The sequence below is a fragment of the Microbacterium sp. LMC-P-041 genome (genome assembly GCF_030209555.1).
In the GTDB taxonomy this organism is placed as follows: domain Bacteria; phylum Actinomycetota; class Actinomycetes; order Actinomycetales; family Microbacteriaceae; genus Microbacterium.
The window spans coordinates 223,502-237,131 of sequence record NZ_JARVRV010000001.1 but is presented as its reverse complement, the minus strand read 5'-3'; the positions used below and the strand labels follow the sequence as shown (position 1 = coordinate 237,131).

The 13,630-nt window shown below is 67.8% G+C and carries 13 protein-coding genes; 10 read left to right on the top strand and 3 right to left on the bottom strand.

The window, feature by feature from the left end; translation table 11 throughout:
- Nucleotides 1-2: 2 nt before the first annotated feature.
- Nucleotides 3-284 carry a hypothetical protein gene (locus QRN21_RS01170; RefSeq protein ID WP_053095855.1) on the bottom strand — a complete coding sequence of 94 codons (282 nt, stop codon included), beginning with the start codon at nucleotides 282-284 and terminating at the stop codon, nucleotides 3-5.
- 237 nt (nucleotides 285-521) lie between these two features.
- Between QRN21_RS01170 and QRN21_RS01165 the strand changes: the two genes are divergently transcribed.
- The 7 genes from QRN21_RS01165 (at nucleotide 522) to ilvC (ending at nucleotide 9,291) form a co-directional block, all read left to right on the top strand.
- Nucleotides 522-1,793, top strand: coding sequence for an MFS transporter (locus QRN21_RS01165; protein ID WP_285362955.1), 1,272 nt, complete (start codon nucleotides 522-524; stop codon nucleotides 1,791-1,793).
- Between the two features lie 51 nt (nucleotides 1,794-1,844).
- Nucleotides 1,845-3,254 (top strand): alpha,alpha-trehalose-phosphate synthase (UDP-forming), encoded by a 1,410-nt coding sequence (locus QRN21_RS01160; protein WP_056278630.1) that lies wholly within the window; start codon nucleotides 1,845-1,847, stop codon nucleotides 3,252-3,254.
- A gap of 63 nt (nucleotides 3,255-3,317) precedes the next feature.
- Nucleotides 3,318-4,112 (top strand): trehalose-phosphatase, encoded by a 795-nt coding sequence (gene otsB / locus QRN21_RS01155; RefSeq protein ID WP_083569323.1) that lies wholly within the window; start codon nucleotides 3,318-3,320, stop codon nucleotides 4,110-4,112.
- A 9-nt stretch (nucleotides 4,113-4,121) separates the two neighbouring features.
- Nucleotides 4,122-5,840, top strand: coding sequence for a dihydroxy-acid dehydratase (gene ilvD, locus QRN21_RS01150; protein ID WP_053095858.1), 1,719 nt, complete (start codon nucleotides 4,122-4,124; stop codon nucleotides 5,838-5,840).
- Between the two features lie 61 nt (nucleotides 5,841-5,901).
- Nucleotides 5,902-7,704, top strand: coding sequence for an acetolactate synthase large subunit (locus tag QRN21_RS01145; protein WP_285362954.1), 1,803 nt, complete (start codon nucleotides 5,902-5,904; stop codon nucleotides 7,702-7,704).
- 2 nt (nucleotides 7,705-7,706) lie between these two features.
- Complete coding sequence (ilvN, locus tag QRN21_RS01140) at nucleotides 7,707-8,216, top strand: acetolactate synthase small subunit (protein WP_056278631.1); 510 nt, start codon at nucleotides 7,707-7,709, stop codon at nucleotides 8,214-8,216.
- The gene (gene ilvC, locus QRN21_RS01135; protein ID WP_261987737.1) at nucleotides 8,104-9,291 is read left to right on the top strand and encodes a ketol-acid reductoisomerase; all 1,188 of its coding nucleotides are present in this window, start codon (nucleotides 8,104-8,106) and stop codon (nucleotides 9,289-9,291) included. The genes ilvN and ilvC overlap by 113 nt, the downstream gene beginning before the upstream one ends.
- A gap of 67 nt (nucleotides 9,292-9,358) precedes the next feature.
- On the opposite strand, the gene QRN21_RS01130 is transcribed toward ilvC, so the two are convergent.
- Nucleotides 9,359-10,288 carry a hypothetical protein gene (locus QRN21_RS01130; RefSeq protein ID WP_285362953.1) on the bottom strand — a complete coding sequence of 310 codons (930 nt, stop codon included), beginning with the start codon at nucleotides 10,286-10,288 and terminating at the stop codon, nucleotides 9,359-9,361.
- 77 nt (nucleotides 10,289-10,365) lie between these two features.
- Here QRN21_RS01130 and QRN21_RS01125 point away from each other — a divergent pair, with 77 nt between their 5' ends.
- The 3 genes from QRN21_RS01125 to serA all read left to right on the top strand — a co-directional run bounded on the left by QRN21_RS01125 (nucleotide 10,366) and on the right by serA (nucleotide 12,953).
- On the top strand, nucleotides 10,366-10,887 hold the full coding sequence (locus QRN21_RS01125; protein WP_285362952.1) for a hypothetical protein: 522 nt from the start codon (nucleotides 10,366-10,368) through the stop codon (nucleotides 10,885-10,887).
- Nucleotides 10,884-11,234: a hypothetical protein gene (locus QRN21_RS01120; protein WP_285362951.1), complete on the top strand. Its 351-nt coding sequence runs from the start codon at nucleotides 10,884-10,886 to the stop codon at nucleotides 11,232-11,234. The genes QRN21_RS01125 and QRN21_RS01120 overlap by 4 nt, the downstream gene beginning before the upstream one ends.
- 114 nt (nucleotides 11,235-11,348) lie before the next feature.
- Nucleotides 11,349-12,953, top strand: a complete 1,605-nt coding sequence (gene serA, locus QRN21_RS01115; RefSeq protein ID WP_053095864.1) for a phosphoglycerate dehydrogenase — start codon at nucleotides 11,349-11,351, stop codon at nucleotides 12,951-12,953.
- Between the two features lie 72 nt (nucleotides 12,954-13,025).
- Here serA and QRN21_RS01110 read toward each other — a convergent pair whose 3' ends face one another.
- Nucleotides 13,026-13,571: a TetR/AcrR family transcriptional regulator gene (locus QRN21_RS01110; protein WP_053095865.1), complete on the bottom strand. Its 546-nt coding sequence runs from the start codon at nucleotides 13,569-13,571 to the stop codon at nucleotides 13,026-13,028.
- Nucleotides 13,572-13,630: the final 59 nt, after the last annotated feature.

The following is a 13,630-nucleotide window of genomic DNA, read 5'->3' as shown; positions in this document are numbered from 1 at the left end:
ACTCAGCGCTTGATCGGCTTGACGCCCTCGGAGCGCTGCTTCTTGGCTTCCTTCTCGCGCTCCTTCTGCTGCTTGGCATAGACCGGCGAATCGGGCGACACGGGGCGACCCTGCTTCGCGCGGCGGGTGTCGATGACAGCGCCGATCGACAGCGCGAGCGTGATTCCCCAGCTCACCCACGCGAGGGCGGAGCGCCAGGTGATCTTGGTGTCGCGGGATCCGCGGAGCAGAGTGACGCCCGTCATGATCGCGCCGACGATTCCGGTGCCCGAGAGGTAGTTCATGACTTCACGCTACCTGTCGACGGCTGCGTCGCGCCCCGCCTTGACAACTCGGCGGGGAATCTGTCAGAGCCGTTCGCCGATGAGGCGGCCCGGGAACCCAGGCGTCGTCCCGCCGACCGCGATACCATGGAAGGGTCGCGGCTGGTCCGCGGCCGCAATCCGTGTATCTACCGGCCGCCGGCTTCCCGGCGGACAGCGGCGGCACCCGACCCCGCGTCCGTGGACGCGCGAGAGCCCATGACACACGCAACTCCCATTCCCGAGCACCCTGCCCCGATCCCCGCGGCTGAGGAGCGAGGACTGCTCCGCATCGCGGGGCTCCCGTATTTCATCATCGCGTTCATCGCCCGGCTTCCGTTCGCGATGATGGTCGTCGGAGTGCTCACGGTCGTCGTCTCGGCGCGCGGTTCGCTCTCGCTCGGCGGACTCACCTCGGCGGCCGTCGGACTCGGCACAGCATGCTTCGGACCTCTGCTCGGCGCCGCCGCCGATCGGTTCGGACAGCGCATGGTGCTGCTGATCCTGGCGATCGCCAACGGGGCGATGCTGGTGCTCTTCACCGTCGTCGTCTACACGGGGGGAGCGGACGCGCTGGTGCTGATATCCGCGTTCGGCATCGGCGCCACCGCTCCGCAGGTCGCTCCGATGTCTCGATCCAGACTCGTGACGATGATCGCCGATCGGATGCCTGAGGCGGCGCGCACGCGCACCGTCTCGGGGACCATGGCGTATGAGTCCGCCGCCGATGAGACCGTGTTCGTGTTCGGCCCGTTCATCGTCGGCATCCTCGCCTCCGCCATCGCGCCGTGGGCCCCGCTCATCGGTGCGGCGGTGCTCACGGTCGTGTTCGTGGGCGCGTTCGCCCTGCATCCGAGCGCGCGTGTCGTCTCGGTGCACCGAGGCGAGGACGGGCGGGCGCCGTCGGCCGTGACCGAGCTCTTCAGCCCGCGTCTGCTGATCGTCGTCGTCGGCATCCTCGGCGTCGGCATGTTCTTCGGCACGATGCTCACATCGCTCACCTCCTTCATGGCGGACCGCGGCGCCGCAGAACAGGCAGGGCTCCTCTACGGCGTGATGGGCGTCGGGTCGGCGATTCTCGCGCTCGGCGTCGCGTGGCTCCCGGTGCGGTTCTCGCTCCGCGCGCGCTGGCTGCTGTTCGCCGGCATCCTGCTCGGCGGAAGCCTGCTGCTGCTCCTCGTCGACTCGCCGGCGACCATGATGATCGCTCTCGGGATCATGGGGATCGGCATCGGCCCGACCCTCGTCACGCAGTACAGCTTCGGGGCTGCGCGCAGCCCTCTGGGGCGCTCGGCGACCGTGATGACGATGCTCGGCTCGGGGATCGTCGTCGGCCAGTCCCTCGGCGCGGCCGTGGCGGGAGAGCTCGCCGAGAGCGCGGGAACGACCAGCGCTCTCGTGCTGCCGATCATCTCTGCGGCGATAGCCTTCGTCGCCGGGCTTGTCAACTGGTGGCTGAGCGGCCCCCGACCTCGCGTAGCCTCGGTCTGAGCTTCTGTAGCCTGAGGAGCACCCCCACTGCATCGTCAGGAGCACTCACCCATGTCAGTCGCAGATTTCGTCGTCGTCGCCAACCGACTTCCCGTCGACCGGGTCGTGGGTCCTGACGGAGACGAGGAGTGGCGGACCTCCCCGGGCGGTCTGGTCGCCGCACTCGAGCCGATGATGCGCAGTGCGCGCGGAGCCTGGGTCGGGTGGGCCGGCCAGCCGGATGTCGAGCTGGATCGATTCGAGATCAACGGCATCGACCTGATCCCGGTGCCGCTCAGCGCCGAGGAGGTCGCCGACTACTACGAGGGCTTCGCGAACGACACGATCTGGCCGCTGTACCACGACGTCATCGCGCCGCCGCAGTACCACCGCGAATGGTGGGAGGCGTACGTCAAGGTCAACCGCCGTTTCGCGGAGGCAGCCGCCGACGTCGTCGCACAGGACGGCACCGTCTGGGTGCACGACTACCAGCTGCAGCTGGTGCCGCAGATGATCCGCGAACTGAGGCCCGATGTCACGATCGGCTACTTCCACCACATCCCGTTCCCTGCGCACGGGCTCTATGCCCAGCTCCCGTGGCGTGATCAGGTGCTCAAAGGCCTGCTCGGCGCTGATGTCATCGGCTTCCAGCGCGCACAGGACGCCACCTACTTCCTGACCGCTGTGCGCCGTCGTCTGCGTCACGAGGTGAAGGGGTCGGCGGTCACCATCCCGACCGAGGGGGGCGGCACGCGCACCGCCGTCGCTCGGGCCTTCCCGATCTCGATCGACACCGCTCCGTACCTCGAGCTCGCGGCACGCCCCGATGTCCGAGCGCGCGCGGCCGAGATCAGAGCGAGCCTCGGCAACCCGAAGAAGATCCTCCTGGGCGTGGACCGCCTCGACTACACCAAGGGCATCCGGCATCGCATCAAGGCGTACGGCGAGCTCCTCGAAGACGGCAAGCTGAGCGTCGACGACGTCACCTTCGTGCAGGTCGCGAGTCCGAGCCGAGAGCGTGTCGACGCGTACGTGCATCTTCGCGATGAGATCGAACTCGCGGTCGGGCGCATCAACGGCGATCACGACACCATGGGGCACACCGCCATCCGCTATCTGCACCAGGGCTACCCGCGCGAGGAGATGGTCGCACTGTACCTCGCCGCCGACGTCATGCTCGTGACCGCGCTGCGCGACGGCATGAACCTCGTCGCGAAGGAGTACGTCGCGACGCGGGCCGACAATCGCGGGGTGCTCGTGCTGAGCGAGTTCACGGGCGCCGCCGACGAGCTGCGGCAGGCGGTGCGCGTCAACCCGCACGACATCGCCGGGTTGAAGGACGCGATCATGACCGCGGTCACCATGACGCCCGCTGAGCAGGGCAAGCGGATGCGGTCGCTGCGACGTCGCGTGCTGGAGAACGACGTGAACGCGTGGTCGTCGTCGTTCCTGCGCGCACTCGCGGACGTCCGCGGACGCTGATCGGCCGGGTCGCACCGTTCCGCCGGGTCATACTGGGAGGACACCGCCTCGATTGGAGACACTGTGACCCGTAGCTGGACCCCCGGAGCCGCAGACCCGGCGCTGAGCGCCATCGCCGCCACACCCAGACTCATCGTCGCGCTGGACTTCGACGGCACGGCATCTCCGCTCGTCCCCGATCCGATGGCCGCCAGGGCTCTGCCCGAGGTCGCCGTGCAGGTCGCCCGTCTCGCGGCGCTCCCCGACACGGTCGTCGCCTACGTCTCCGGGCGCAGCATGCATGACCTGCGGGTGATCACCGAGCACACGGATGACTCGCTGATCGCGCTGGCCGGATCGCACGGTGCGCAGTACTGGTATCCCGGGGTCGGCGCCAACGAGGCCGACGGCGACACCGCGGAGGGGTCGCGAGAGGAGCTGTGGGAGGCCGCGCGGCCGATCATCGATCGATACGAGGGGGCGGAGCTCGAGCCCAAGACCTTCGGAATGGGTGTGCACACCCGCACGGCCACACCGGAGGTCGAGAAGGCGGTGTTCGCCGAGATCGATGCACTCGTCGCGGAGCGCTTCCCGCACTGGCGACGCCGCTCGGGGCACCGTGTGCTCGAGTTCTCGTCGCGGAACGAGGGCAAGGATGCCGCGATGACCGCGCTGCGCGAGCATTTCGACGCCACCGCCATCCTTTTCGCCGGCGATGACGTCACGGACGAGGACGCCATGCGCGTGCTCAGCGGCGACGATCTCGGCGTCCGCGTGGGACCGGGGGAGAGCGCCGCCGAGCTTCGTGTGGAGAACCCACAACAGATCGCCCTGCTTCTGGAGGCGCTCGCGGACGAGCGCACCTCCCGGCGGGAATAGACTTCCGTCATGTCCTCGCATGATCCCTCCACCAGCGCGCCCATCGACATCAAGCCCCGCAGCCGCGTCGTCACCGACGGCATCGAGGCGACGACCTCCCGAGGCATGCTCCGTGCCGTCGGCATGGGCGACGCCGACTGGGACAAGCCCCAGATCGGAATCGCCTCCAGCTGGAACGAGATCACACCCTGCAACCTGAGCCTCGACCGGCTCGCGCAGGGTGCCAAGGAGGGCGTGCACTCCGGCGGCGGGTACCCGCTGCAGTTCGGGACGATCTCGGTCTCGGACGGCATCTCGATGGGCCACGAGGGCATGCACTTCTCGCTCGTGTCGCGCGAGGTCATCGCCGACTCGGTCGAGACCGTGATGATGGCCGAGCGACTCGACGGATCGGTGCTGCTCGCCGGTTGCGACAAGTCGATCCCCGGAATGCTGATGGCCAGCGCCCGGCTCGACCTGTCGAGCGTGTTCCTCTACGCCGGCTCCATCGCACCGGGCTGGGTCAAGCTCTCGGACGGCACCGAGAAGGACGTCACGATCATCGACTCGTTCGAGGCCGTCGGCGCCTGCCGCGCGGGACTCATGAGCGAAGAGGACCTCAAGCGCATCGAATGCGCGATCGCACCGGGTGAGGGCGCCTGCGGTGGCATGTACACGGCGAACACGATGGCGTCGGTCGCCGAGGCCCTGGGCCTGAGCCTTCCCGGGTCTGCCGCTCCGCCCGCCGCAGATCGTCGTCGTGACTACTTCGCGCACCGTTCCGGCGAGGCCGTCGTCAACCTGCTCCGCCAGGGCATCACGACCCGCGACATCCTCACCAAGGAGGCGTTCGAGAACGCGATCGCCCTCGCGATGGCCCTGGGCGGTTCGACCAATGTCGTGCTGCACCTGCTCGCGATCGCGCGCGAGGCCGAGGTCGAGCTGAGCCTGCACGACTTCAACCGCATCGGCGACAAGGTGCCGCACGTCGCGGACATGAAGCCGTTCGGCAAGTACGTCATGAACGACGTCGACCGCCACGGCGGCATCCCCGTGATCATGAAGGCGATGCTCGACGAGGGCCTGCTGCACGGTGACGCGCTCACCGTGACGGGCAAGACGCTCGCCGAGAACCTCGCGGACCTCGACCCGCAGCCGATCGACGGCGAGGTCATCCACACCTTCGACAACCCGATCCACGCGACCGGCGGCCTGACGATCCTGCACGGGTCGCTCGCGCCCGAGGGTGCCGTCGTGAAGACCGCAGGCTTCGACGCGGCCGTCTTCGAGGGCTCCGCCCGGGTGTTCGAGCGCGAGCGCGCGGCCATGGACGCCGTGGCCAACGGCGAGATCGAGGCGGGCACCGTCATCGTCATCCGCTACGAGGGTCCGAAGGGCGGACCCGGTATGCGCGAGATGCTCGCCATCACCGCGGCCATCAAGGGCGCGGGGCTCGGAAAAGATGTACTACTCTTGACTGACGGACGATTCTCAGGCGGCACAACCGGCCTGTGCATCGGCCACATAGCACCCGAAGCGGTGGACGCAGGTCCTATCGCCTTCGTGCGCGATGGTGATCTGATACGGGTCGATATCGCAGCTCGCTCTCTCGACCTACTCGTCGACGAGGCGGAGCTCGCCTCCCGCCGCTCTGGCTGGGAGCCGCTACCCCCGCGCTATACCCGTGGCGTTCTTGCCAAGTACTCGCGACTCGTGCGGTCCGCCGCCGAGGGCGCGACGACCGGCTGATCCGCGTCGGCTCCGGCATCCCAGCCTCCGACGTCGCCAACAGACCACCAGAAGGAGTGTCATGACTGCTGACACCGTCTCGGCTGTGCCGAGGCCGCCCGCACCCAAGTCCGCCGCACCGGAGATCTCCGGAGCCGAGGCCGTGGTCCGCACGCTCGAGCTCCTCGGCGTCAAGGACGTCTTCGGTCTTCCCGGAGGAGCGATCCTCCCGGTCTACGACCCGCTGATGGACGCCGCCGAGCTGCGGCACATCCTCGTGCGGCACGAACAGGGAGCGGGACACGCCGCCGAAGGCTACGCGTCGTCCTCGGGCAAGGTCGGCGTCTGCATCGCGACGTCGGGTCCCGGTGCGACCAACCTCGTGACCGCGATCGCCGACGCCTACATGGACTCGGTGCCGCTGCTCGCGATCACCGGGCAGGTGTTCTCGACGCTGATGGGCACTGACGCGTTCCAGGAGGCCGACATCGTCGGCATCACGATGCCGGTCACGAAGCACTCGTTCCTCGTGAAGGATGCGTCGGAGATCCCGGGCGCCATCGCGGCGGCCTATGAGATCGCCTCGACCGGCCGACCGGGACCGGTGCTCGTCGACATCACGAAGGACGCCCAGCAGGCGATGGCGCCGTTCGTCTGGCCTCCCAAGTACGACCTGCCCGGATACCGCCCCGTGACCAAGGCGCACGGCAAGCAGATCCAGGCGGCGGCGACCCTTCTCGCCGAGGCCAAGAAGCCGGTGCTGTACGTCGGCGGCGGTGTGATCCGCGGTCGCGCGTCTGCCGAGCTGCTCGCCCTCGCCGAGACCACGAAGGCGCCCGTCGTGACCACGCTCATGGCTCGCGGCGCATTCCCCGACTCCCACCAGCAGCACCTCGGCATGCCGGGCATGCACGGCACTGTTCCGGCGGTGCTGGCGCTGCAGGAGGCCGACCTGATCGTGTCCCTCGGGGCGCGGTTCGACGACCGCGTGACCGGCAAGGCCGCGCTCTTCGCGCCGAACGCCAAGGTCGTGCACGTCGACATCGATCCGGCCGAGATCTCGAAGATCCGCACCGCAGACGTGCCGATCGTGGGCGACGTCCGCGACGTGCTGGTCGATCTCGAGTCGGCGTTCCGCACCGCGATCACCACCACGACCCCTGACACCGAGGAGTGGTGGTCGTACCTCGACGGGCTGCGCAACGAGTTCCCGCTCGGGTACGCGCCGACGACCGACGGCCTCCTCGCTCCGCAGTACGTGATCCAGCGGATCGGTGAGCTGACCGGGCCGGAGGGCATCTACGCCGCGGGCGTGGGACAGCACCAGATGTGGGCTGCGCAGTTCATCAAGTACGAGCGCCCCAACGCCTGGCTGAACTCCGGGGGCGCAGGAACCATGGGCTACTCGGTTCCCGCTGCGATGGGCGCGAAGGTCGCCGAGCCCGACCGTGTGGTGTGGGCGATCGACGGTGACGGCTGCTTCCAGATGACCAATCAGGAGCTCGCCACCTGCACGATCAACAACATCCCGATCAAGGTCGCGATCATCAACAACTCGTCGCTGGGCATGGTGCGCCAGTGGCAGACGCTGTTCTACGACGGCCGCCACTCGAACACCGACCTCAACACCGGTCACGGCACCGTCCGCATCCCCGACTTCGTGAAGCTCGCGGAGGCATATGGCTGCCTCGCGATCCGCGTGGAGAAGGAGGAGGAGGTGGACGCGGCGATCAAGCTCGCCCTCGAGACGAACGACCGTCCCGTCGTCATCGACTTCGTCGTCAGCGCCGATTCGATGGTGTGGCCGATGGTTCCCCAGGGCGTGAGCAACAGCTACGTCCAGTACGCCCGCGAGCACGCGCCCGCATTCGACGAGGAGGACTGACCATGTCGACTCACGTGCTGAGCCTCCTCGTGGAGAACACCCCCGGCCTGCTGACCCGAGTCGCGGGACTGTTCGCACGCCGTGGCTTCAACATCGACTCTCTCGCGGTGGGCGTGACCGAGGTGCCTGGCATCTCGCGCATCACGGTCGTCGTCGATCTCGAGGATCTTCCTCTCGAGCAGGTGACCAAGCAGCTCAACAAGCTGATCAACGTCATCAAGATCGTCGAGCTCGACTTCCCGACCTCGGTGCAGCGCGAGCACATGCTCGTCAAGGTGCGCACCGACAACGCGACCAGGTCGAACGTCATCGAGGTGGCGAACCTGTTCCGCGCGTCTGTGGTGGACTACGCCTCCGACGCGCTGGTGATCGAGGTCACCGGTGACAGGGGCAAGGTCGATGCCATGCTCCGCGCCCTCGAGCCTTTCGGAATCAAGGAGATCGCGCAGTCGGGCCTCCTCGCCATCGGCCGCGGAGGCAAGAGCATCACCGAGCGCGTCCTGCGCGGCTGACCAGATTTCACACACGTACACGAACATCAATCAAGGAGAGAAACCAGTGAGCACCGAGATCTTCTACGACGCAGACGCCGATCTGTCGATCATCCAGGGCAAGAAGGTCGCGATCGTCGGCTACGGCTCGCAGGGTCACGCGCACGCGCAGAACCTTCGCGACTCGGGTGTCGAGGTCGCCATCGCCCTCAAGGAGGGGTCGAAGTCGGCGCCGAAGGCGGAAGAGGCCGGATTCGCGGTCAAGACCGTCGCCGACGCGACGCAGTGGGCCGACCTCATCATGATCCTCGCGCCTGACCAGCACCAGCGCACGATCTACAGCGAGTCGATCGCACCGAACCTCACCGAGGGCAAGACGCTCGCCTTCGCGCACGGCTTCAACATCCGCTTCGGCTACATCGATGCTCCTGAGGGCGTCGACGTGATCCTCGTCGCCCCGAAGGCTCCGGGTCACACGGTCCGTCGCGAGTTCGTCGCCGGCCGTGGAATCCCCGACATCATCGCCGTCGAGCGAGACGCATCGGGCAACGCGTGGGCCACGGCGCTCTCGTACGCGAAGGCCATCGGCGGCACCCGTGCCGGCGTCATCAAGACGACCTTCACCGAAGAGACCGAGACCGACCTGTTCGGCGAGCAGGCCGTGCTGTGCGGTGGCGTCAGCCACCTCGTGCAGGCCGGCTTCGAGACGCTCACCGAAGCGGGATACCAGCCGCAGATCGCGTACTTCGAGGTGCTGCACGAGCTGAAGCTCATCGTCGATCTCATGTGGGAGGGCGGCATCGCGAAGCAGCGTTGGTCGGTCTCCGACACTGCTGAGTACGGCGACTACGTCTCGGGTCCCCGCGTCGTGACCCCCGAGGTCAAGGAGTCGATGAAGGCGATCCTCGCGGACATCCAGAACGGCAACTTCGCGAAGCGCTTCATCGACGACCAGGACAACGGCGCCGAGGAGTTCCTGGCACTGCGTGCCAAGGAGGAGACGCACCCGATCGAGGCCACCGGCAAGGAGCTGCGTTCGCTCTTCGCATGGAAGCAGCAGGACGAAGACTACGTCGACGGCAGCGCTGCGCGCTGATCTGAGACGGTCGAAGAGAAGGGGCCCGGTGCGGATCGCACCGGGCCCCTTCTCGCGGTTCTGCGGGTCACTCCGCCGGAGCCTCCTCGACCTCGATCGGGGCGTCGGCGGGGTCGGCCCATACCGGCGCGGGCAGAAGAGTGTCGACCGCTCCGCCCTGGATCTCGCGCAACGCGTCCTCGATCTCGTCGGCGTTCTCGGGCACGGCGAGACCGCAGGTGCGCAGCTCGGAGGCGAACTTCAGCGTGAGGCGGCTCTTGCCGGCCTCCACGGCCTCAGCCGTGGTGCCGGTGCGCTTCTCGCTGCCGGTCTGGATGTCGGAGACCTCATCGCACACGTGGTAGACCGCACCGCCGTCGACCCACACGACCTCGTCCTTTCCGAGCATCAGGATGACCGCCGACTGGTCGGCCGTGTACTTCTCGACGGACGGCGGGTTGAAGTCGACACCGATCACCGTGGCGAGCAGGGCGAGGACCACGCCGACGATGCCGGCCGTCGTCTTCTGCCCCTTGCTCATGTCCTTGTTGAGGAAGATCAGGATCACCAGGGGGAGGAAGGCCACGATCGCGATGATCGCGCCGAGCTGGTTCTGCACGAAGAAGCGCACGGTCTCGGATCGGCGCGCGGGGTCGAGCCTGTTGGCCTTCTTCCAGAGCACCGAGCCGGTGATCGCGAGCGCGGCGATGACCACGAGCAGGACGAGAAGCGTGACGAACGCCCACTGCGGGAACTGCGCCGTGACGCCCTGCTCTTCCAGGAGGCCCGTGTCGGGGTCGCGCACGAGCGTGCCGTCCTCGCCGACGTACTCGCGCTGGCGGAGCAGCCAGAAGATCGACACCGCCTCGGCCGCGATGGCGAGACCCCACAGGACCGCGGCGATCCAGCGGAAGGTCGTCGCCCGCGACTTCGCCGCGGCTGTCGGCTTCCATCCCGCGGCGGGCTCGTCGGCTCCGCCCGGTGTGCTCTGGTCGACCCTGTCGTTCTGCTCGGCCACTGGCTTCCCTTCCGGAGAGGGCCGCGGTGGCCCAGATGCCCCCGAGCATAGTGGACGACGTGTCCTACGCTGGGGACATGACTTCCGACTCCGACGATGCCCTGAGCTGGGACGGCGACGACGGCGTCGCGCCGAAGGCGCGCACTCCGAAGCGCTCTGAGAGCGAGGCGTCCACCCAGCGGGATCACGCCGATGATGCGGCGCTGCCGGACGGCTGGAACGCCGTCGGCCGCGGCAGCGAGGCCGTCGGTCGCGTCGAGACCGACGGCACCGTCACGATGCCGGACGAGCAGGAATCAGCACACCTGAGCACCGCGATGCTGCTGACCCTCGGGGTCGTCGGCGGCGTGTACCTCCTGTACAGCATCGGATGGGTCGTCGGAGGGATGCGGCTGAAGCCGCTGGCCAATCTGATCGTGGCCGATGCCATGTACGTGCCGTGGTTCGTGCTCGCGGTCGCGGCGCCCGCACTCTGGTTCCTCGCGGTGTGGGTCTTGACCCGTGGGAAGGCGACGTGGATCCGGGTCGGACTGCTGCTGCTCGGAGTCGTGCTGCTCGTGCCCTGGCCTTTCGTGACGGTGGGGGTGATCGGATCATGACCGAGCAGTCGACCTCTCCGGCGACCTCCGCCTCCCCGCGGTGGCTCAATGCACTCGTGCTCGGAGTCGCAGGACTCTTCTACGCCTATGCGATCTGGAATGCCGTCGCTCATCTCGTCTCCATGGCCCAGAGCGGACTCACCGGCATCGGCTGGATGACCCTTCTCTTCGGAGTGGTGTTCCCGGCGCTCGTCTTCGTGTTCGCGTACGTGATCGGGCGACGGCGACGCGCGGGCGAGCTCGCTCTGGTGCTGCTGGCGGGTCTCGGCGTCGTGGCGGTGTTCTGGCTGAGCCTGATCGGCTACAGCATCCTCAACATGTCCGATCTCGTGACCGTCGCTCTCTGACAGACGGCGTCACACGGCACGGAGCAGCGGAGCCGCTCGGGTACAGTTGAAGTGATCGCGCCCCCACGGTGTGCGGCGCATCGGCCCCCTGTCGCGCTGCCCCGAAGGATCCCTGTGCCGAAGCCCGTCGTGCTCATCGCTGAAGTTCTCTCTCCCGCCACGATCGAGGCCCTCGGCCCCGACTTCGACGTTCGCAACGTCGACGGCACCGACCGCGAAGCGCTGTTCGCCTCGCTCGCGGATGCCGACGCGGTGCTCATCCGTTCGGCGACGCACATCGACGAAGAGGCGCTCACCCACGCTCCGAAGCTCAAGGTCGTCGCCCGCGCGGGCGTCGGGCTCGACAACGTCGACATCAAGGCAGCCACCGCAGCGGGTGTCATGGTGGTCAACGCGCCGACTTCGAACATCGTCTCGGCCGCCGAGCTGACGGTCGGCCACATCCTCAGCCTCGCCCGTCGCATCCCCGCCGCACACGCATCGCTCGCGGCCGGTCAGTGGAAGCGCAGCTCGTTCACGGGAGCCGAGCTCTTCGAGAAGACGGTCGGCATCGTCGGCCTCGGACGCATCGGAGCTCTCGTCGCCGCGCGCCTCGCCGCGTTCGACATGCGCGTCGTCGCTTACGACCCCTACGTCACCTCGGCCCGCGCGCAGCAGCTCGGTGTCCAGCTCCTCTCGCTCGACGAGCTCGTCGCAGAGGCGGACTTCCTCACGATCCACATGCCGAAGACGCCGGAGACGACCGGCATGATCGGTGCCGAGCAGTTCACGGCCATGAAGCCCACGGCCTTCGTCGTCAACGTCGCCCGCGGTGGCCTCATCGACGAGGAAGCGCTGCACGCGGCCCTCGTCGCCGGTGAGATCGCGGGTGCGGGTCTCGACGTCTTCACCTCCGAGCCCCCGGCCGAGGGCGGAACTGCTCGTCCGCTGCTCGACCTCCCGAACGTCGTCGTCACTCCGCACCTGGGTGCCAGCACGGAGGAGGCGCAGGAGAAGGCCGGGGTCTCGGTCGCGCGTTCCGTGCGCCTCGCGCTGGGCGGCGACCTCGTTCCCGATGCGGTCAACGTGGCCGGGGGAGTCATCGACCCGTATGTGCGCCCCGGCATCTCGCTCGTCGAGAAGCTCGGCCAGATCTTTGCGGCGCTCGCGACGTCGCCTCTCACGAGCCTCGATGTCGAGGTGCACGGCGAGCTCAACGACTACGACGTGAGCGTGCTGAAGCTCGCCGCGCTCAAGGGCGTCTTCACGAACATCGTCAGCGAGACCGTGTCGTACGTCAACGCACCGCTGCTCGCCGACCAGCGCGGTATCGCGGTCCGTCTGCTCAAGGACGACGTGAGCGACGAGTACCGCAACGTCATCACTCTGGCCGGAGCGCTCTCCGACGGCACGCAGCTGTCGGTGTCGGGGACCCTCACGGGTCCCAAGCAGGCAGAGAAGCTGGTCGCCATCAATGACCACGCCCTCGAGCTGCCGATCGAGAAGCACCACGTCGTGATGCTCTACACCGACCGTCCCGGCATCGTCGCGGTCTACGGTCAGAAGTTCGGCGAGGCCGGTATCAACATCGCAGGCATGCAGATCTCGCGCCTGGGGGCGGGCGATCAGGCGCTCAGCGTTCTCACCCTCGACTCGCCGGTCTCGGACGATCTGCTCGACGACCTGCGCAACGAGATCGACGCAGACCTGTTCCGTCAGATCGAGATCACCGAGGTCTGATCGCAGGGGAGACTCCGACAGAGCGGGAGGAGCGACCGGGAGGTCGCTCCTCCCGCTCTGTCGTTCCCGGCCTCAGGGAGCGGTGGCGCGCAGCACGAGCGCGATCAGGTCGGACAGCTCGTCACTTCTCGGCACCAGGCGCTCGGGACCGTGCACATCGAGCGAGTTGTTGAAATACAGACCGTCGCTGAGCAGCATCACGAGATCGAGGCTCGCGGCATCCCGCACATGAGGACGGATCGTGTCCTCCCAGCGGTCGCGGTTGCGTCGCAGCGCGTCGGCAGCGGGTGCCGAGCCGCCTTGGGCCAGGCGGGTGGCGGCGATGAGGACGCGGTCCAGCGCGTCGTCCTCCATTACGGAGGTGCGCACGTAGTACGCGACGGGGCCCTCTTCGGCCGAGGTCATCCGCTCGAGATCCAGAGTGGTGAGCGCATCGAGGCGCTCGATGAGGCCCGCTGCCAGCTCGTCCTTCGAGCCGAAGTGATAGAGGAGGCCGCCCTTCGACACGCCGGCGGCCTTCGCTGTCGCATCCAACGTGGCCGCCCGCTCACCGTCTTCGATGACGATCGATTCGAAGGCGTCCAGGACGCGTTCGCGGGCGAGGGGAGGTCGGGGCATCGGGGATCCTCTGTTCGTCTCGATTCACAGTAGCGCGGCCGTATGACGATTCTGTTACT